At 55.8% G+C, this 18,453-nt stretch carries 18 protein-coding genes; 10 read left to right on the top strand and 8 right to left on the bottom strand.

What is annotated here, in order from left to right; translation table 11 throughout:
* Positions 1 to 68 precede the first annotated feature (68 nt).
* The gene (locus tag SD425_RS21780) at positions 69 to 1,304 is read right to left on the bottom strand and encodes a pyridoxal phosphate-dependent aminotransferase (RefSeq protein ID WP_324672189.1); all 1,236 of its coding nucleotides are present in this window, start codon (positions 1,302 to 1,304) and stop codon (positions 69 to 71) included.
* Between the two features lie 169 nt (positions 1,305 to 1,473).
* On the opposite strand from SD425_RS21780, the gene SD425_RS21775 reads away from it, so the two are divergent.
* Entirely contained in the window at positions 1,474 to 1,989 is a 516-nt protein-coding gene (locus SD425_RS21775) for a DinB family protein (RefSeq protein ID WP_324672188.1), read from the top strand.
* Positions 1,990 to 2,118: 129 nt separating this feature from the next.
* Here SD425_RS21775 and SD425_RS21770 read toward each other — a convergent pair whose 3' ends face one another.
* Positions 2,119 to 2,658, bottom strand: a complete 540-nt coding sequence (locus tag SD425_RS21770; RefSeq protein ID WP_324672187.1) for a cupin domain-containing protein — start codon at positions 2,656 to 2,658, stop codon at positions 2,119 to 2,121.
* A 313-nt stretch (positions 2,659 to 2,971) separates the two neighbouring features.
* Positions 2,972 to 3,340, bottom strand: a complete 369-nt coding sequence (locus SD425_RS21765) for a hypothetical protein (RefSeq protein ID WP_324672185.1) — start codon at positions 3,338 to 3,340, stop codon at positions 2,972 to 2,974.
* Between the two features lie 377 nt (positions 3,341 to 3,717).
* Between SD425_RS21765 and SD425_RS21760 the strand changes: the two genes are divergently transcribed.
* A complete protein-coding gene (locus tag SD425_RS21760) occupies positions 3,718 to 4,572 on the top strand; it encodes an AraC family transcriptional regulator (protein WP_324672183.1) in 855 nt (284 codons plus the stop codon).
* A gap of 103 nt (positions 4,573 to 4,675) precedes the next feature.
* Here the strand turns inward: SD425_RS21760 and SD425_RS21755 are convergent, their stop codons facing one another.
* The 3 genes from SD425_RS21755 to SD425_RS21745 form a co-directional block, all read right to left on the bottom strand.
* Entirely contained in the window at positions 4,676 to 5,377 is a 702-nt protein-coding gene (locus SD425_RS21755) for a hypothetical protein (RefSeq protein WP_324672181.1), read from the bottom strand.
* A gap of 314 nt (positions 5,378 to 5,691) precedes the next feature.
* The gene (locus SD425_RS21750; RefSeq protein ID WP_324672180.1) at positions 5,692 to 6,558 is read right to left on the bottom strand and encodes an aminotransferase class IV; all 867 of its coding nucleotides are present in this window, start codon (positions 6,556 to 6,558) and stop codon (positions 5,692 to 5,694) included.
* The gene (locus tag SD425_RS21745) at positions 6,542 to 7,678 is read right to left on the bottom strand and encodes a P1 family peptidase (RefSeq protein ID WP_324672179.1); all 1,137 of its coding nucleotides are present in this window, start codon (positions 7,676 to 7,678) and stop codon (positions 6,542 to 6,544) included. Before SD425_RS21745 ends, SD425_RS21750 begins: the two co-directional genes overlap by 17 nt.
* Positions 7,679 to 8,017: 339 nt before the next feature.
* On the opposite strand from SD425_RS21745, the gene SD425_RS21740 reads away from it, so the two are divergent.
* Together SD425_RS21740 and SD425_RS21735 are read left to right on the top strand one after the other, a co-directional pair.
* On the top strand, positions 8,018 to 8,800 hold the full coding sequence (locus SD425_RS21740; protein WP_324672178.1) for a hypothetical protein: 783 nt from the start codon (positions 8,018 to 8,020) through the stop codon (positions 8,798 to 8,800).
* 209 nt (positions 8,801 to 9,009) lie between these two features.
* Entirely contained in the window at positions 9,010 to 10,512 is a 1,503-nt protein-coding gene (locus SD425_RS21735; RefSeq protein ID WP_324672177.1) for an ATP-binding cassette domain-containing protein, read from the top strand.
* Between the two features lie 159 nt (positions 10,513 to 10,671).
* On the opposite strand, the gene SD425_RS21730 is transcribed toward SD425_RS21735, so the two are convergent.
* The gene (locus SD425_RS21730; RefSeq protein WP_324672176.1) at positions 10,672 to 10,911 is read right to left on the bottom strand and encodes a hypothetical protein; all 240 of its coding nucleotides are present in this window, start codon (positions 10,909 to 10,911) and stop codon (positions 10,672 to 10,674) included.
* Between the two features lie 183 nt (positions 10,912 to 11,094).
* Here SD425_RS21730 and SD425_RS21725 point away from each other — a divergent pair, with 183 nt between their 5' ends.
* The 6 genes from SD425_RS21725 (at position 11,095) to SD425_RS21700 (ending at position 17,427) form a co-directional block, all read left to right on the top strand.
* Positions 11,095 to 12,138 carry an AraC family transcriptional regulator gene (locus SD425_RS21725; protein WP_324672175.1) on the top strand — a complete coding sequence of 348 codons (1,044 nt, stop codon included), beginning with the start codon at positions 11,095 to 11,097 and terminating at the stop codon, positions 12,136 to 12,138.
* 286 nt (positions 12,139 to 12,424) lie between these two features.
* Positions 12,425 to 13,210, top strand: coding sequence for an SDR family oxidoreductase (locus tag SD425_RS21720; protein ID WP_324672174.1), 786 nt, complete (start codon positions 12,425 to 12,427; stop codon positions 13,208 to 13,210).
* 120 nt (positions 13,211 to 13,330) lie between these two features.
* The gene (locus SD425_RS21715; RefSeq protein WP_324672173.1) at positions 13,331 to 13,837 is read left to right on the top strand and encodes a pyridoxamine 5'-phosphate oxidase family protein; all 507 of its coding nucleotides are present in this window, start codon (positions 13,331 to 13,333) and stop codon (positions 13,835 to 13,837) included.
* Positions 13,838 to 14,004: 167 nt separating this feature from the next.
* A complete protein-coding gene (locus tag SD425_RS21710) occupies positions 14,005 to 14,967 on the top strand; it encodes a mechanosensitive ion channel family protein (protein WP_324672172.1) in 963 nt (320 codons plus the stop codon).
* A 258-nt stretch (positions 14,968 to 15,225) separates the two neighbouring features.
* On the top strand, positions 15,226 to 16,008 hold the full coding sequence (locus SD425_RS21705) for a bacteriorhodopsin (RefSeq protein WP_324672171.1): 783 nt from the start codon (positions 15,226 to 15,228) through the stop codon (positions 16,006 to 16,008).
* A 186-nt stretch (positions 16,009 to 16,194) separates the two neighbouring features.
* The gene (locus SD425_RS21700; RefSeq protein WP_324672170.1) at positions 16,195 to 17,427 is read left to right on the top strand and encodes an NADP-dependent isocitrate dehydrogenase; all 1,233 of its coding nucleotides are present in this window, start codon (positions 16,195 to 16,197) and stop codon (positions 17,425 to 17,427) included.
* Positions 17,428 to 17,502: 75 nt separating this feature from the next.
* Here the strand turns inward: SD425_RS21700 and SD425_RS21695 are convergent, their stop codons facing one another.
* Complete coding sequence (locus tag SD425_RS21695; protein WP_324672169.1) at positions 17,503 to 18,447, bottom strand: hypothetical protein; 945 nt, start codon at positions 18,445 to 18,447, stop codon at positions 17,503 to 17,505.
* Positions 18,448 to 18,453 lie beyond the last annotated feature (6 nt).

Here is an 18,453-nt window from a genome sequence, read left to right as displayed (position 1 = left end):
CAAAAGGGCCGGCCTATCAAAGTAGCAGATTTGTAAGAGGTTAAACAACCCCTACGGAGTAGCTAAAGTTAGGATTTTACTTCCTGCAACAGGGCTGCTTCCTCGGGCGCGTGCGTGCGACCAGGATACGCCTCCAAGCCTTTTTCGAGGCAAGTGAGAGCCACGTTGAGAGCATCGAGGTTGAGCACGTAAGCCAAGCGCACCTCGTCGTGACCTAGGCCCGCAGTGGCGTAGAAACCGGCGCCGGGTGACAGCATCACCGTCTGGTTGTCGTAGGTGAACGACTCCAGCAACCACTGGCAAAACTGCTCACTGTCATCGACGGGCAGGCGGGCCACCACGTAGAAAGCGCCACCGGGCACGGGGCAGTACACGCCGGGCATTGCGCGCAAGCGGCTCACCATCAAGTCGCGGCGGGCCATGTACTCGGCTTTGGTGTGCTCGAAATAGGATTCGGGCAACTCGGTAGCGGCTTCGCCCATGAGCTGCGACAAGCCCGGCGCGCTCACGCGCATCTGAGCAAATTTCAAAGCCGTCGCCTGGAGTTGCTTGTTCTTCGTAACCAAGGCACCTAGGCGCGCTCCGCAAGCACTATAGCGTTTCGACACGGTGTCGAGCAGCACTACGTTTTCCTCGGCGCCCTCCAGCTGAAATGCGCTGAAGTATTCGCTGTCGTAGCAAAACTCACGGTAGGCTTCGTCAGAAAGGAAGTACAAGTTGTGGCGCAGGCACAAGTCGCGCATCTGCTCTAGCTCGGTGCGGCTGTACACGTACCCCGTGGGGTTGTTGGGGTTGCAGATCAGGATGGCCTTCGTGCGCGGCGTGATTACTTTCTCAAACTCGCTGATGGGCGGCAGAGCAAAGCCCTCGTCCATGGTCGACGTAACCGGCACAATATTCACCGTCGTGGCAATGGCAAACGCCGTGTACGCACCGTAGAACGGCTCCGGCATAATGACTTCGTCGCCGGGGTTGAGGCAACTCATCATAGCAAAGAAAATGGCTTCGCTGCCGCCCGAAGTGACCAGAATGTCTTCGGGTACCACGTTCATGCCAGCGCGTTGGTAGTACGCGGCTAGCTTCTGGCGGTAGCTCACGCTGCCTGCGCTGGGGCTGTATTCCAGCACCCGGATATCCGCCTGCTGCACCGCCGCCATCATTGCTGGAGGCGTTTCAATATCGGGCTGCCCGATGTTGAGGTGGTACACTCGAACTCCCCGTGTCTTCGCTTCATCGGCGAAGGGAGTCAGTTTTCGATAAGGCGACACCGGCATGGCGCGGCCGCGCTGGGATACTTCTAACATGCTCGTACTAAAAGGCAAAGGGCCAAATATTTCCGAAAAATACGAGGATTGCTGCTAATCTGTGGCGCGAATCGTATTTCTGCCTCTGAATTTGGCAACTTTTGCGTAATAAAGCTGCTGTAAATACCAGCATTGCCAACCCTGACCTAGCTTTTCTGGTTAACCGCTTATGACACCTGTTGACTCCCGCGAAGTGTGGCTGCGCGGCCCACTGCCCGATATGCCGGCGCTGCTCCAGCCCGTGGCGCACGCACTTTTGCAAGCCCGCGAAGAACTCGACGCGCTGTTACAAGATTTTCCCGAAGACCTCCTGTGGGAACGACCTGCCGGTGTGGCTTCGGTCGGTTTTCACCTGCAACACCTCACCGGCGTGCTCGACCGGTTATTCACCTACGCCCGCCAGGAGGCGCTTAGCCCCACGCAGCTACAAGCCCTGGCCGTCGAAGGCCAATGCCCGCAACCGCCCTGCCACGTAGCCGACCTCGTGCGCGCCTTCGACCAACAAGTAGACCGTGCGCTAGCCGAGTTGCGCACGACCGACGAAGCAACCTTGCCGGAACCGCGCGGCGTCGGGCGGGCACAGGTGCCTTCTACCAAGCTAGGTTTGCTTGTGCACGCCGCCGAGCACACCATGCGCCACCTAGGCCAGCTGCTCGTGACCGCGCGCATACTGCAAGCGGCATAGCTAGCTAACCAGCTGTCGTTTCCTTCATTCTGCCATGCCGTTCAGCTTGTCATTCCGAACAGCGTGAGGAATCTGGGTTTACCTATAGATAGAGCTACCCCAGATTCCTCACTTCGTTCGGAATGACAGTTATGCCGTCCAGTGTTGTTGCACGCCGCCTTGGCTGCCGGTAAGCGGATCGGTGGCGGGGCGAGGGAGGGCGGCAATGCGCTGATCGGCGCCGGGCCGCTCGCCAGGTTCGCCGCGTAGCACGTCGTAGGTGCGCCCATCGGGGTAAGCACCCACCACACCAAAGTCAGACGAGGCTTCTATTTTCTTGTGGCCCACGCCGGCCGGAATAACTAGGATGTCGCCGGCTTGCACGCGCACCTGCTTGCCTTTTTCGCCGCCCATATGCAGCAGGGCCGAGCCGCTGTATACGCCCAGTACTTCGTGCGAAATGCTATGGTAGTGATGATACGGAAAGACCCCGTTGCGCCAGGAGTTCGTCCAGTTGTTGGTCGCAAAGTGCTGCTCCAGCCATGCCGCTCCCTTGGCGCCCGTGTCGGCAAAGGCCTTGCGGTACACCAGCAACGGATAGCGGCTGTTGGGAATGCGGCCGTCGTCTTGGAAAAGATACGTTTCGGGTGCCGGGGCCGCCGTGCCGGCCAGCAGCTGCGAGGCCAGCAAACCTAGGGTGGAGGCGCCGCCTAGGCGTAGAAGTTCTTGCGGTTCATGGAAGCAGAGCTAGGGTAAGAAGCACACAAAAGCTAGGTGCCACTCTGTTCCCAACGCGGATTGTCTCGCGGAGTTAACCTATTTCTCTTTCTCAAAACGAAAGAACGCTTAGCTAAGCGTCTGTGCCAAACAGGCCGTCCTTTCGACCAGCAGGAGGAATCTCGCGTGCAGCAGTATTTCTACTTCACATCAGCACGCGAGATTTCTCTCGCTGGTCGAAAGGACGGTTCCTGGCTTTAAGCCTTGTTAAGAATAGGATCTGAGCCTAGCTAGTGGCTGCCGTGGCTTGCTGCGCTTGTTGGATGGCGGCGCTCAGTGTTTCGTGCTGGGTGAGCTGGCAACGCTCCTCAATAGCAGCTTCTTGCGTAGCGGTGTGCAGCTGCAAGGCCAGCTGACGCGAGCTATGCTCGGGCTCGACGAAGCGCAAATGCCGCAAACCCGCAGCATAGGCGCGTGGCTGCCAATTAGTTGCCGTCCAGTGACGTACGGTGTTGGGTAGGGTGTCGAGCTGACGCACATCCACAATCCAGCTGGCCGGCGTATCAGCGGGCGCATGTTGGTTGTAAAGGGCTAGGCCCTGGTCCATGAGGTGTTGGTAATGGGGCGGATGAACGGCGCCGTGAAAACGTACCATCAAGCAGGGTACTTCGGGTGCCCACAAAACTGAACCGGAGGAATTCGCAAATAGGAGTGACTGAGGCATTGGAGTTCGGATTAGGATGCTCATTGAGCACCACGTGAGTTCTGGCAAGTCCAGAAGAAACTGGCTGGTCTGCTATAAGGGTGCAATGCAGCTTTTGTAGAAGCTGCCACCACCAAATAGAAAAACCCCTTGTATACTGTCCTTGTGGGGATTGCGACAAGTGGACCGACCTAACTTTAATATTTATAGATGCAAAATTATAAATATTATTTAAATCATGCTACTTGTACATTTGCCTATTCTGATACTATTTTAACTTTGTGTTATCCTACTGAGCATCTTTTCGGCTGCGTGGTCGTTAATAGTGCATGAAGCTGGAGTTCGAACCTATTCAGCCTACCCCCGGCAGCTCCTTCACCCTGTTGCATTTCACGCATGCACTGGAGCGTGATATTCTGTGGCATTACCACCCGGAATACGAGCTGGTTTATATTCCGCAGGGGAGCGGCCGGCGGCACATTGGGCAGCATTTTTCCCGCTACAAAGGGGGCGAGCTGGTGTTTATTGGGCCGAACTTGCCGCACCTGAGCTTCAGCTACGAGCAGCAAGGCGACTTCGAGCAGATTGTGTTGCAGCTGCGCGAAGATTTTATGGGTGAGCAATTTTTGCAGCGCCCCGAGCTAGCTGCCGTGCAGCAGCTGTTTCTTCGTTCCCAGCAAGGCTTGTCGTTTGGCCCCGCTACGCGGGCTTCCGTGGGGGCTACGTTGCGCCAGATGCTCACCGAGCCGGGGCCCGCACGGCTGCTCACGTTGCTGCGGGTCCTCTACCAACTTGCCGAGGCCCCCGACGTGACAGAGCTACACGCCGATATGGGTATGTCGGCGCTGCAAGCCCGGGAGCAGCAGCGGCTGCGCGAAGTGTATCAGCACCTTGAGCAGCACTACGCCGAAAACATCACTGTGCAGGCAATGGCCGACCTGACGCACCTAACGGTGCCGGCATTCTGCCGCTATTTCAAGAAAATGACCGGCCAGACGCTCACCAACTTTTTGCAGGAGTACCGCATCAGTCAAGCTCGGTTGCTGCTGTTGCAGGACATGCCCATTACGGAGGTGAGCTACGCCGCCGGGTTCAACAACCTGTCGCACTTCAACCGCACATTCCTCAAGCTCGCCGGGCAAACACCATCCGACTACCGCAAGCAGCAAGCTATTGTAAGCTAGGCTAATGCGATGTGTAATGGCTGCAAAGCTAGCTGTCCTTGTATTCCCTTGCTCGGAGGCTAGGGAACACAAGGACAGCTGGTTCTTTCGGGAAGTGGCGTTCCTAGGTGTTTGGCTCGCGCGCTGGGTCGCGCACTACCAGCGTGAGGGTCGTTTGCACGTACTGATTCATCTTCACGATGGGCGTTTTGCCGAGCGTATCGAAGTCGCCGTTGATGTCGGTGAAGCTAATGACTTGGGTGAACAGCGGTTTGTCTTCCACTTCGTGTAGCTGCTGGCCTACCACGGCTCCAAGTTGGAGCAGGAGCGTAGCAATTTGGGCGGGCGCATTGGCGATGGTAGCCACTACGGCACTCACTAGGCTTTGGTAATCGGCCGAGTCTTTGGCTTGGGTCAGGATAGTGCCGGTGTCGCGCAGGCGCTCTTTGCTCTTCATCACCGACAGCAATAAGTGCACTTGCGAGGGTGCCCGTTCGTTGAGGGTGTTTTGCTTCCAGTAATAGGCCGTTTTATCAACGGGCAAATCCTCGTTGTCGTCGATGCGGGTAAAGCCGGAAAGGTTGATCGTCTGCGGCTCTGGATGCAGATCGTCGAACACGATGAGCAGCAAGTACACATCGGCGTAGCCGGGGAAGGGCCACACTTTGGCCGTGCGGTTGTCTTTCACGAGCACCCGCGAGAGGCGCACTTCCAGACCCGTCACGGTCTTGGAATCCGGAATGTTCTGGTCGAGGCTGCGCCGTACGGTAGCCGCCGGCAGCGACACGGTATCAATAACAGCGTTGGTTTGCAGATCAAGCGACATAAAAACAGCGTATGTGGTAGAAAGCAGTCAGACAGACCATACGGGATTCGCTGTGTTTCGGAGAAGCAAAACTTGGTGCTGTTCCTAGTCCAATGTGGATGGCGCTCGACCGATTATCACCTGATATGTCGTCTACCAGTCCGACGCCCTAGGCGTCCGACCGGTTGTCGGCTGTGGGCGTCTGCCTGAGCTAGGTGCACGTTCTTCTACAACCCTGACAGGGGCTTCAAGCCCTGTCAGGGTTGCAACGACCGCACGAAGCTTGTTCTGACAACAACCGGTCGGACGCCTTGGCGACGGACCCGTGAGCGACTTTACGCAACGCTAGCTTTCGCTAACTCTGCTTGCTCTAGCTCTTGAAAGGCTGCTAGCAGTGACAACGTCACCTCGCCCGGCTTGCCGGTGCCGATGGGTTTGCCATCGAGTTCCACCACAGGCAGAAGGCGCTTGGTGGTGTTCGTCAAAAAGGCTTCTTTGGCTTGCCAGATGTCATCTAGCGTCACTGTGCCTTCCTCTATTGGGTACTGTTGGCTGGCTAGTTGCAACACCTTCTTGCGCGTGATACCAAACAGCATGTCCAGGGCAGGCGTTACGACGGTGTTGTCTTGACGCACGATAAAGAAGTTGCTGCGCGGAAACTCGCTCACAACGCCTCCTTGGTGATACAGCACATCATCTAGCCCGAGTTCGCGCACGCGTTGAATGAGGCGGATGCCCATCGTGTAATTGATGGTTTTGGCCCGCGCTACCTCACGCACGTACTCGTGGCTCATGATGCGGATGCCCCGATCGATAAGGGCCTGCTCCACCATAGTTAATGGCTGATGAATCATGACCAGACTAGCCCCGTCCGGCGCGGGCGTGTAGCCGTCGTCGGAGTAGCCGCCCGTGAGTAGTAGCTTAATGCCCGATAAAGCTAGGTTGTTGCGCTGGGCTAGCTCCAGAATCATGTTGTGCAACACCTCGCGCGACATCGGTACGGCAAGCTGCATCAGCCGCGCTGACTCGTAGAAGCGGTCGAGGTGGTCTTCCACGAACAGGGGCTGCGTTTCGTGGATGCGGAAGTAGTCGAAGATGCCGTAGCCCCGCTGAATAGAGAGGTCGCTCACGTGCAGCGAAGCACTGGCGAGCGGCACGATTTCGCCGCGCACGAATGCGTAAAGTTCAGGGTTTGAGGGCATGATGTTTCTTTAGGAGGGAAATGACTTTGTCCAGCGGCAAGGCTTCTACGGTATGGTTGTCGGCGCCGGTCGTGGTTTCTGCTTTAAACAACGAATTGATAATAGCTTCTTCCGTAGCTTCTATGGCGGCCAGAAACAGCGGCGACATGGCGTCGTTGGTTAGCACCGTAGTCGTTTGCGTCGGTTCGGTGGCGGTGTGCGGAATGCGCAAGCTAGCATTCGTGGAAAAAGCTAGCACGTAGTCGCCGCTGCCATTAGTGGCAATGCCGCCGGTTTTGGCAAGACCTAGGAAGGCGCGCTTGGCGAGTCGCTCTAGGTTGCGTGCATCCATGGGCGCGTCGGTCGCGACTACCATCATGCACGAGCCGTCGGCTTTGTCTTTAAGCTGCTCGCTTAAGTAAAATTGGCCTAGCGCTTCGCCCACGCGCACCCCGTTCACTTGCAACACACCACCAAAGTTGGTTTGCACCAGCACCCCCACCGTGTAGCCCCCTAGCTTCGCCGGGAGCCGCCTCGACGCCGTGCCGATGCCGCTTTTGAAGCCAAAGCATACGGTACCCGTCCCCGCGCCCACGTTGCCCTCGGCCATTGGGCCGCTGCTCGCCTGCTCAATGGCAGCGCGCACGTGCTGTTCGGTGATCGTGCGGCTGCGAATGTCGTTGAGGTAGCCATCGTTGGTTTCGCCCACCACGGCATTCACCGAGCGCACTTGCTCGTTGCCGGGCTGGTGCAGCACGTAGTCGACCACCGCATTCAGGGCCGTACCTACGGCCAGGGTATTCGTCAGGATGATGGGCGTTTCGAGGTTACCTAGCTCCTGCACCTGAGTCGTGCCAGCGAGCTTGCCAAACCCATTTCCTACGAATACAGCCGCCGGTACTTTCTGCTGAAAAACATTGCCGGGGTGCGGCAGAATGGCTGTGACGCCCGTGCGGACTGCATTGCCCTGCACGAGCGTGGTGTGACCCACGCGCACGCCTTCCACATCCGTAATGGCGTTGAGCGGACCAGTCGGCAGTACGCCAATAGCTAGGCCATACGCCCGGGCCCGCTGCCGTTGTTGGCTCCAGGCCGGCAAAGCAAAACTGCCGAGTAGGAGCAGAAGCAAAGTAAGGCGCATCGTTAAGGGAGAAGGTCGGCGGTAAAAGTAGCAAAAACCAATTGGCGTAAGCGGTGGCCTTCCGGCAGCTAGGTCTCGGCTCTTGCTGGTAGCAAAAGGAGAAGGATTTCTCCTAAAATATCCGGCCAGCTGCGTTAATCCTTTACGCAGTACAATTGTCTAAACAGTATACAACAAAGGGCCGCAGCGCTAGCTGCGGCCGCACAACTTCACTCACCAAACCACGTTTGTATACCATACGCAAGTAGCTCAGCCTGATAGGATAATTCCCACGAAAAAAGGGAATATGGCTCGTAAGTTGCTTTAGTATCATCGTCTCTCACCTCACTTTTTGCAACCATGAAATCGCTCATAAAATCGTTCTTAGGACTCACGCTGGGTGTGCTGCTAGCTAGCAGCGCCGCGGAGGCCCAAGTGCGAGTGAATGTGAATATTGGGGCTCCCGTCTGGGGGCCATCTGTTGGTCCTAATGTAGAGTACTACTACATCCCTGAAATCGACGGCTACTACGATCTGTACTCGCAGCAGTATGTGTACCTCGACAACGGCTACTGGGTAAGCTCGCCTTACCTGCCCCAGGTCTACGCGGGTTACGACCCTCGCTTCTTCCACCCCGTCGTGATTGATTACGTGGGTCGCAATCCGTGGAACTACATCGGCAATCACCGGTCGGTGTACTACTCACGCTACGGCTATGCCGCCGGACCCGGCTGGCGCTACCCAGTTCCGTCGCGTGTGTATGGCAACTACCGCCAGCCGGTCATTGTGAATCGTCCTTACTCGGGCTACAATCCAGGCCCTGGCTACGGCTATGGTCGTGGCAACAACCGCGGTGGCTACGTCGATACCCGTGGGTACAACAACGGTGGCTACTACAATAACCGCGGCAACGATAACCGGGGCGGCGGCTATGAGAACCGTGGCAACGGTTACGATAATCGTAACAACGACAACCGCAACAACGACAATCGGGGTGGTAATGATAACCGCGGCGGTAATGACAATCGCGGCTACGAAAACCGTGGAGGAAACGATAATCGGGGTGGCAATGACAACCGCGGTGGTAATGAAAACCGGGGCGGCAACGATGGCGGCGACCGGGGCCGGGGCCGTATCCGCTAAGCACTAGGTTCCTACTTCTTAAAAGCTCTTCCAACATCTGGAAGAGCTTTTTTGCTTTTGAGCCTTATGGTTCACGCCTGTCAATAGCATGAGCAGAAGCTAGCTGGGCTGGTACCTAGGTGCAACGTTTCGGCACGCAGTGACGCGTTCCTCCAAATCGATACCTAGCTTTGCGCCCTCCTGCCAGTGTCAGCCTGCTACGTTCGCTTATGAATAATACGGTTCTTTCCTTCGAGCACATCACCGTGCGTTACCTACAACAAACGCTATTTGCCGACCTCACCTTTCGGGTTGAGCAGGGGCAGAACTGGGCGTTGGTCGGGAAAAGCGGCTCTGGGAAAAGTGCTTTGCTGGAAGCCATCGCTGGCAACTTCAACATCATGGGGGGCAACGCTAGCTTCCCGCTGCTGGAAGAAGAGGTGCAGCAGCACCTAGGGGCCGACCCGTTCCTGACGCCGCGCAAGCTCATCGGAAAAGTAGGAGCAAAGTATGCTTTCCGGACCCTCTCCAACACCACGGAGTTCTACTACCAGCAGCGCTTCAACGCCCACGACTCGGAAGATGCCCTCACGGTGCGCCACTATTTAGCCACCATTAAGTCGTACGCCGAGCAGCCTTTCTGGGCGTATGAGCGCACCATCGACACGCTGCACCTAGCTCATCTGCAAGAGCAACAACTCATCAAGCTATCGAACGGCGAAACTAAGCGGTTGCTCATTGCCGGCGCCCTGCTCAAAAATCCGCTGTTGCTGCTGCTCGACAACCCGCTGGCTGGCCTAGACAAGCAAACCCGCGCCACCTTCAACGACATCCTAGGTGCCATTACGGCTTCCGGCATCACCATTATCATGGCAACTTCACCGGGAGAAATTCCGGCGAGCATCACCCATGTAGCCGAGCTAGAGGCGGGGCGCATGGTGAGAACAAGCACCCGTGAGGAATTTGAAACTCACAAAGCTGCCACCACGGAACTGCCGCCTTTGGATGAAGAAGAACTGCGTGCCCTACTTGCGCTGACCACCCCGCCCGCGTTTGACGTGATAGCGCGGCTCGAAGACGTATCTATTTCCTACGGCGGCAAGCGCGTGCTCGACCAGATCAGTTGGGAGGTGCGGCAGGGCGAGCGGTGGGCCTTGGTGGGTCCCAATGGCGCCGGCAAATCAACGTTGTTGAGCTTGCTCAACGGCGATAATCCGCAGGCTTACGGCAAGAAGATAACGCTGTTTGACCGCAAGCGGGGCAGCGGTGAGAGCATCTGGGATATCAAGAAGAAGATCGGGTTTGTATCACCGGAGCTGTTTCAGTACTTCCCGGCCCAGAACACTTGTCAGCAGGTTATCGAGTCAGGTTTCTACGACACCCTAGGTCTCTTCCGGAAAAGCCAAGCGGCAAATGCTGCGGTGGCCTTGCGCTGGATGCGCGTGCTAGCCCTAGAGCAATACGCGGCTACGCCTTTCCGGAAAGTAGCTGCTAGCGTGCAGCGCCTGTGCTTGCTGGCGCGCGCTATGGCAAAGAACCCACCTTTGTTCATCTTCGATGAACCCTGTCAGGGGCTAGATGCCGAGCAGCAGCAGCACTTCAAGCACGTGCTAGATACCATTTGCCAGGTCAGCAACGCTACCTTGATTTATGTGAGCCACTATGCCCAGGAAATTCCGGCCAGCGTGACTCAAGTGTTGCAGCTAGATAACGGCAGACAAGTAGCAGGATAAGCGCTCCGTAACGAAGCGGCTTTACACATTACATGAAGCTAGCTGCGCAGGGTAAATTAAAAAAGAGCGCCCTTTCCACCAGCAGGAGAAATCCTGCTGGTGGAAAGGGCGCTCTTTTTCTGTTGGGCTCTGTTAGATTAAAGCTCTAAGGGCAAGCTATTATTGCAGGGCCCAACTTACTAGCATCGCAACAGCCAAAAGGCCCGTTGTCAGCCAGAAAAGTCGTGTCACTCGGATCAACTGCTGTCGGAGCTTCGTCGAGTAAGGGGAGTAGTGTAAACGGTTTGTAATTTGCGGCTCCCACGCATTTTGCAACGCAATACGGCACGCGCTCAGCAGGCGCAGCAGCGTTGCCATCGACTGGTTACGAGAAACGGGAGGGGGACTCGTGAGGTTCATAGCTATATGAGCGGTATGGCAGGTTAGTAGGTCGGATTCGCTCGATAAAAGTCGGAATTCGCACGATGAACTACTTTCGCGAAACGGATTTTATTTTTTCCCACGCCAGCTCTTTGTTTCTCCCCAAAGAATGCAGATGTTTATGACCTCGTTGCTGGTCAACGAGTTATCTTTCCTGTCTGCATGAAGCCCTTTTTTCAGTTTCGTAGCGCGGAGTTGGTTGATAATTGCCAAACAGACATCCGAGCACAAGCAGGCTTGTTGCAGGCCGATACCATCTGGCACAGCTCAGGTGGCGGCGAGCTAGTTTTCACCGACTATCTCATGGACGGCTTGCAGATGACCCACATGAGCGGTTGCCTCGACCGGTCACTGCGGGTAGAGCTAGCGGTGGAGCAGCCCTGGGTGGCGTTTTACTACCAGCTACAAGGCGATATGGCATCACGCCGGTGCGCCCTGCGACCTTTGCACGTGGGCGTAGGGCACCAAAACGTGATGGGCGATGAAGCGCCGGTTAATACATACACGTTTCGAGGGCAGCAGGAACACTTCAGCAGCTTTTGCCTGCACCTAACACCTAAACTTTTTACGGACATGATAGCCAACAATTTGGAGTGGGTGTCGATGCACGAAAAACACTTAGGTCGGGGAGAGCCGTTCGTGATGCTGCCGCCCGGAACCACGATTAGCCCCACGCAGCGCCTGATTATCCAGCAGATTGTGCAGTGCCCTTACACAGGCACGCTGAAGAAGGCCTTTTTGGAGGCGCGCATCATGGATCTGTTTGTGGAGCAACAAGCAGAGCTAGGTCGCCTCGTGCCGCGCCTCAACGCCCGCGAACGAGACTTGCTCTTTCGCATCCGCGACTTCCTAGATAGCAATTATGCAGATCCACCTAGCTTGCTGGAGCTAGCGCGCATGTTTGGTACTAACGACTTCAAGCTCAAGAAGGGCTTCCGACAGCTGTTCGGCACCACCGTGTTTGGCTACATCGCCGAGCAGCGCCTGCGCGTAGCTGAGCAGCTGCTGACGCTCACGGAGCAATCGATCCAGGAAATTGCCGAGTCGGTGGGCTTCACCAATCCGGCGCATTTTACCACGGCATTTCGGCGCAAGTTTGGGGTAACGCCCTCCCAAATTCGGCGCCTTCCCAAGCGAAACCGCTACACCAAAGTGTCGGTGGATGCGTGGCTGAAACGCGCAAAAGAGCCGCTACACGCCGCCTGATTATCTAGTGCAGCGTATTTAGCATTGACTTTCCAAATTCCGGCTGTTGCTCATGTAGGCTGCGATAGTAATTTTTATCTGTGCTGTATATGCCACGCTAGGGTGCAAATATCAAAGGCTGAGGAGAATGAAGATGACCCGCGGGAGGGTCAGTGCCAGAGGCAATACCTAGGGATACGCTCTGCACCAGCTACTGCCTCATCATACGATGCAGCTGAGTTTTCTACCCTAGGGGATAGAGGCTGTGCCAGCAACAGGGCAACCCTTGAAGCCGTAGCCTAGCTACATGAGCGAACAAATCTTAACTGGAAAGAAAGCCCTAGTTACAGGCGCATCAAGTGGACTAGGGTTGGCAATGGCCAAAGCCTTGGCCCAAGCAGGCGCCACTGTGGCGCTTACTGCCCGCAGCAGCGAAAAGCTAGCTGATGTAGTGGCTCAGTTGCAGGCGCAACAACTGGAAGTGTTTGCCTTGGAGATGGACGTGCGCGATGAGCAGTCGATTGCCGCGGCGGTACAATGGGTGACAGCACACTGGGGTACGCTGGATCTGCTGGTGAATAACGCCGGCATCGGCATGCGCACCGTGAACCCAGACTTTCTGACCAAGCCGCAGCCGTTTTATGCAGTAACTGCCGATGGCTTTCGCGACCTGATTGACACGAACTTGACCGGCTACTTTCTAGTGGCAAAGGCCTTCGCACCGATGTTGGTAGAGCAGGGGAAGGGCAAGATCGTAAACATCTCCATGAACCACGAAACCATGCGCCGTCGCGGCTTTGTGCCGTATGGTCCGTCGCGAGCGGGCGCCGAGTCGTTGTCGCTCATCATGGCCGAAGACCTGCGCGAGCACCACATCGACGTGAACATGCTGCTGCCCGGCGGCGCTACCGAAACCGGCATGATCCCGGAGGAGGCGAAAGCAGCGGTTGCGAGCCATTTCAAACTGTTGAGTCCGGAGGTAATGGCGGAGCCGATCGTCTTTCTGGCCTCCGATGAGAGCAACGGCATCACGGGAGAACGAATCGTCGCGACGGAGTTTGCTAGCTGGAAAGCGCAGGTAAGATCGGTTTAGCTGCTTATAAAAGCTAGGTGCAGGTGGGTATGTGTAGCATTCGGGCCAATGTGCTTGTGGGGTTAACCTCCTGAAAATCTTGCCGTTTTAGGAGGAGCTTCTAGCCATAACCTCAACACTATGCCCAGCGCCATCCAACCCCAAGAACTCGACCTGCTTAAAGAGAAGATCAAGGACATCAGCTATGCCATGCTCACCACCCAGGAGCAGGATGGCGACTTCCACACCCGCCCCATGTACACGCACGGCGTGGATGATAACGGCACCCTGTGGTTTTTTACGTACAACGACTCCCGCAAGGTGGAGGAAATTCACCGCAACAATCGTGTGGGCATCAGCTACGCCGAAAACGACGCGCAAACCTACGTGACCCTAGCCGGCACCGCCGAAGTAACCCGCGACGAGGCCAAGATAGATGAACTCTGGGTGGACGGCCTAAAGGCTTGGTTCCCGAAAGGCAAAAACGACCCGAACGTTACGCTGCTCAAAATTCAGCCACACCAAGGCGAGTACTGGGACAAGCCCGGCGGCAAAATCAATAGCCTGTTCCAAATGGCCAAAGGAGCCCTTACCGGCGCGCCCGACAACAGCCAGCGCAACGAGAAATTTGGCGAACAACCAAGCTAGGTTGCTACTCCAACGTGACACGAAGAAAAGGCACCCATTAGGATGCCTTTTTTGGTAGGGAAGGTCGGCTAAGAGCTTGTTCTGCCTGCGCAAAGCTAGCCGACACAACCATTCGAAAGCGCGCTACGTGTCTAGTAGTTCCGCACACCTAGCCTACTACCTAGCTTATGGATTTCTCGATTGCCTGGCAGAAGATCAACCAAATAGCCCACGACACCATGGCCGCGTTGCCCAACCTATTGTTTGGGCTGCTCGTGTTCATTGGATTTCTACTTATTGCCAAGGGCATTCGGTCGATTGTAGAGCGGCTTATTAGTCATCGGGAGCACGGTAGTGAGAGTCTAAAGCTGCTGATTAGCCGCTTGGCTTACGTAGCCGTGCTTATTCTAGGCATACTCGTTACCACCACCATTGTGGTACCTAGCTTCACGCCAGCTAGCTTGATCAGCGCACTCGGCGTGGGTGGCATTGCCATCGGCTTTGCTTTCAAAGACATCTTCCAGAACTTTCTGGCGGGCATTCTGCTGTTGCTCACCGAGCCGTTTAAGATCAACGACCAGATTAAGTACAAGGATTTTGAAGGTACTGTCGAATCTATCCAGACGCGGGCTACAGCCATCAAAACATACGACGGCCGGCGCGTCGTTATCCCGAACGCCGAGCTGTTTACGAACGCCGTGACGGTGAATACCGCCTACGACAAACGCCGTTTGCAATACGAAATCGGCATTGGCTATGGCGACGACGTCGCACGCGCCAAAAAAATAATGATAGAGGCGATGCGCGAAGTAGATGGCGTACTCACCGACCCTGCGCCGGAAGCCTTGGTAGTCGACCTAGCCGAAAGTACGGTCAACGTTCAGGTTCGATGGTGGATCAATCCGCCCCGCCGCACCGACGTGATGCACGCCCAAGATCAAGTGTTAGAAGCCATCCGCAACAAACTCACCGAGAACGGTATCGATCTGCCTTTCCCAACCCAGCAGATTCTCTTCCACGACCAAACCGAAGAAACCGATGGCGACCGGAAGCGCCAGCGCGAAGGCTGGCCCGCCGGCAAAGGCGAAGTACCAAAGCCGCGGGCGGAAGCTATGCGGGCGGGACAAGAACAAGCGGCACAGGCCGATTGATTAGAGGGGTGGCAAGGGCTACTAGAAAGCTAGGATACGCGGAATAGCGTACCGCCTAGTTCAAAAGCTTCCCTCATACACCAGTCAGTCTTTTAGTAGATAAGCTAGCGAAAGGCGTGGTAAGCATTACGGAAGTGTAAATCTTTTAAACCCAGGCCGGCCTAGTGCAGTAAGGTATTCATCTGCAAACGATAAGCTTATGTTATGCATTTGAGTAGTACGTATATCCCCACTGCAGGTGAGGTCGGGACACTGTGTATGGCTACCTACTTCTTCTTGTCGGTGGCCGCTTACGCTTTCTTGGGCAACCTGATTTTCTCGCTTGCTACTCACAGTAGCGTAGTGCCTGAGCACCGCATCTCCCGCACCTTCGAGGCCATTATTGCGGCGGTGGCGGGTATTTCGTACTTCTTGATCCTGAGTGACTACCACCACATGTTGGAGGACCTAGCCAAACTCACCGATGAAGCTAGCCGTCACCAATTGATTAACCGCAGCTACAACGCCATCGGCCAGTATCGCTATATGGACTGGGCCGTGACCACGCCGCTGTTGCTACTCAAAATGGTGGGCGCGCTTCGGATTAAGCCCTCCGAAGCGCCACGGGCTATTTTCACGCTGTTGGCAGCTGATTTTTTTATGGTGTTTACCGGCTACATTGGCGAGCAACAGCTTACGGCTGCCGGCGAAATCATTGCGGGCCAGAAGCTGCTGTGGGGCGCTATTTCTACTGCTGGTTACGTGCTGGTGCCACTCATCTTGTTTGGGCTGTGGAAGCGCTTTAAGGATCGGGCCAAAAAACCCGAACGCCGCGCCTACAAATGGATGGCTCTCACCACCGTGACTACCTGGGGCGTGTACCCCATCGGCTACCTGCTCACCCTGACGGACCTGAATCTAAACTGGATTCATATCTCGTTCACCATCGCCGATATTATCAATAAGGTAGGCGTTGCCGCCGTGCTGTACCTAGCTGCTAAAAAGCTGTTGGAAGAACGCGTGTCTGAAGAATCCGTACTGCCGGGCCACCAGATTGGTTAATGGAACCTAGGAGAAGTAGGTGCGCAGACTCTGTCGTCCGTGCTGCGGGTATGAGGTGGCAAAGGTTACACAACCGATAAACTAGACAAGGCATTTTATCTGCGACCTTCTATCTTTGGCGCACGCGCCCGGCCAGCAGCGGCCTAGGCGTGAACAGTAGTCAGTACAAACAACCCCTAGAGGACAATGGCAAAAATTAAAGTAGCGAATCCCGTTGTGGAGATGGATGGCGACGAGATGACGCGCATCATCTGGAAATTCATCAAGGACAAGTTGATTACCCCCTATCTGGAACTGGATATCAAGTACTATGATTTGGGCATGGAGTACCGGGACGAAACCAACGACCAGGTAACCATCGACGCGGCCAACGCAGTGAAGCAGTACGGCGTGGGCATCAAGTGCGCTACCATCACTCCCGATGAGCAGCGCGTAGAAGAGTTCGGCCTGAAGCAAATGTGGAAGTCGCCTAACGGCACGATCCGCAATATCCTGGACGGTACGGTGTTCCGCGAGCCAATCGTGACGAACAACGTGCCCCGCTTGGTGCCCAACTGGACGGCCCCGATCTGCATCGGTCGTCACGCGTTTGGCGACCAGTACCGCGCTACCGACTTCGTAACCAAAGGCAAAGGCAAACTCACCATTACCTTCACCCCCGAAGATGGTGGCGACGTGCAGTCGTTTGAAGTGTTCAACTTCAAGAACGACGGCGTGGCCCTGGCCATGTACAACACCGACGAGTCGATCCGCGGCTTCGCGCACTCGTGCTTCAACCAGGCCCTGATGAAAGGCTGGCCCCTGTACCTGTCCACGAAGAACACCATCTTGAAGAAGTACGATGGTCGCTTCAAAGACATCTTCCAAGAGATCTACGAGCAAGACTACCAAGAGAAGTTCAAAGCCGCTGGCATCACCTACGAGCACCGTCTGATCGACGACATGGTAGCCTCGGCGCTGAAGTGGAACGGTAACTTCGTGTGGGCTTGTAAGAACTACGACGGCGACGTACAAAGCGACACGGTAGCCCAAGGTTTCGGCTCGCTGGGTCTGATGACCTCGACGCTGGTAACGCCTGACGGCACGGTGATGGAAGCGGAAGCTGCCCACGGCACCGTGACGCGCCACTACCGCGACCACCAGAAAGGCAAGCCGACCTCGACGAACCCTATCGCCTCCATCTTCGCTTGGACCCGCGGCCTAGAGTTCCGCGGCAAGCTCGACGGCAACCAGGAGTTGATCGACTTCTGCCACGCCCTCGAGCAGGTGTGCGTTGAAACCGTAGAAAGCGGCAAGATGACGAAAGACCTCGCCGTTTGTATCCACGGCAACAAAGTGGAGCACGGCCGGGATTACCTCTACACCGAGGAATTCCTAGAAGCTCTTGACCAAAACCTGAAGGCCAAGCTAGGTCAGTAAGCGTTAAACGTCTGTAATAAAAAAGCCCATCTGGTCGCCAGATGGGCTTTTTTCTTGTTCCTTCGTTGGCTGATTTTAGTGAAAACTTCTAAACTCAGCCAGTTTGTAGAGGTCCATAGCCGTTGGATCTACGCACCGCAGCCAACCTTGTTGAGCTAGGTGGAGCGTACAAGGCCCGTAGGTGAAGAGCCTGATGCTTCTGTGTTGTGCCTCTGTCCGCAGCCGCTCTAACACCTCTTGCAGCATACGACCCTCGAAGGGCGTATACAGAAAGAAGACGGTGCCGTCGGAGTAGTCGGCGGTGCGGGCATCGGTTTGGATGAACGTTACCAGCGGCAGGTTTAAATCGGCCGCGCAGGCGCTTGCATACGCGCAGTAAGCAGGTTCCACTTCGATGCCTTTGGCAGTAACGCCACTGAGCAGATTCACTAGGATAGGAACGTGGCCCAAGCCGGACCCTAGGTCATACAAAACGTCGGTGGTGGTAAACTGGGCTTTCTCTACCAGCTCGAAAATGACTCTAGCCGGTGTCTTTTGATAAAACACCATTTCTGGCTCCCGCTCTTGCGTCTCTGACGGAAAAGCTAGGTCGGGAAATAAGTTATTGGTAAACACATCAAGGGTATCATACCCAACTTCCTGCTGCGCTTGCTTGCCGTTTGCACCGCGCCCGATACAGCTTGTAACCAAAGCTAGGAGGGAGGTTCCTCGGAAACGGTCCGTTCGAATGTCTGCCCGCAGCCGCTGAAACAAGACCGCATCAATGGCTCCTAGTCGGCGCTTTACGTTCTCTGCGCGTTGTTGTAGAGACAGCAGTCCCGTTGCGCTATTTGGCGCTTGAAGTAGGCCCTCAATCCGATCAAGGATGTGGAACTCTAGGTAATCAAGGGCTTCTACCCGGCTATCAAAGCTTGCTTCTTCATAAAGCACAACGTTTCGCTCGATAGCCTCAAGGTCAGCTTGTATTTCATCGGTGACCATCAAAGATTCGATATTAAAGGGCCGTGAGAAATTGTGCATTCCTTA

Origin of the sequence: Hymenobacter sp. GOD-10R (genome assembly GCF_035609205.1) — a bacterium.
Classification (GTDB): Bacteria; Bacteroidota; Bacteroidia; order Cytophagales; family Hymenobacteraceae; genus Hymenobacter.
The sequence above is the reverse complement of the archived record's forward strand: the minus strand, read 5'-3'. Positions and strand labels throughout refer to the sequence as shown.

Excerpts from the sequence above, each read along its gene's own strand:
- SD425_RS21780 (WP_324672189.1), bottom strand. The coding sequence starts at position 1,304 with ATGTTAGAAGTATCCCAGCGCGGCCGCGCCATGCCGGTGTCGCCTTAT.
- SD425_RS21720 (WP_324672174.1), top strand. The coding sequence starts at position 12,425 with ATGAGCGAACAAATCTTAACTGGAAAGAAAGCCCTAGTTACAGGCGCA.
- SD425_RS21710 (WP_324672172.1), top strand. The coding sequence starts at position 14,005 with ATGGATTTCTCGATTGCCTGGCAGAAGATCAACCAAATAGCCCACGAC.
- SD425_RS21750 (WP_324672180.1), bottom strand. The coding sequence starts at position 6,558 with ATGCCCTCAAACCCTGAACTTTACGCATTCGTGCGCGGCGAAATCGTG.
- SD425_RS21740 (WP_324672178.1), top strand. The coding sequence starts at position 8,018 with ATGAAATCGCTCATAAAATCGTTCTTAGGACTCACGCTGGGTGTGCTG.
- SD425_RS21735 (WP_324672177.1), top strand. The coding sequence starts at position 9,010 with ATGAATAATACGGTTCTTTCCTTCGAGCACATCACCGTGCGTTACCTA.
- SD425_RS21745 (WP_324672179.1), bottom strand. The coding sequence starts at position 7,678 with ATGCGCCTTACTTTGCTTCTGCTCCTACTCGGCAGTTTTGCTTTGCCG.
- SD425_RS21730 (WP_324672176.1), bottom strand. The coding sequence starts at position 10,911 with ATGAACCTCACGAGTCCCCCTCCCGTTTCTCGTAACCAGTCGATGGCA.
- SD425_RS21695 (WP_324672169.1), bottom strand. The coding sequence starts at position 18,447 with ATGCACAATTTCTCACGGCCCTTTAATATCGAATCTTTGATGGTCACC.
- SD425_RS21715 (WP_324672173.1), top strand. The coding sequence starts at position 13,331 with ATGCCCAGCGCCATCCAACCCCAAGAACTCGACCTGCTTAAAGAGAAG.
- SD425_RS21705 (WP_324672171.1), top strand. The coding sequence starts at position 15,226 with ATGGCTACCTACTTCTTCTTGTCGGTGGCCGCTTACGCTTTCTTGGGC.
- SD425_RS21755 (WP_324672181.1), bottom strand. The coding sequence starts at position 5,377 with ATGTCGCTTGATCTGCAAACCAACGCTGTTATTGATACCGTGTCGCTG.
- SD425_RS21700 (WP_324672170.1), top strand. The coding sequence starts at position 16,195 with ATGGCAAAAATTAAAGTAGCGAATCCCGTTGTGGAGATGGATGGCGAC.
- SD425_RS21760 (WP_324672183.1), top strand. The coding sequence starts at position 3,718 with ATGAAGCTGGAGTTCGAACCTATTCAGCCTACCCCCGGCAGCTCCTTC.
- SD425_RS21725 (WP_324672175.1), top strand. The coding sequence starts at position 11,095 with ATGAAGCCCTTTTTTCAGTTTCGTAGCGCGGAGTTGGTTGATAATTGC.
- SD425_RS21765 (WP_324672185.1), bottom strand. The coding sequence starts at position 3,340 with ATGGTACGTTTTCACGGCGCCGTTCATCCGCCCCATTACCAACACCTC.
- SD425_RS21775 (WP_324672188.1), top strand. The coding sequence starts at position 1,474 with ATGACACCTGTTGACTCCCGCGAAGTGTGGCTGCGCGGCCCACTGCCC.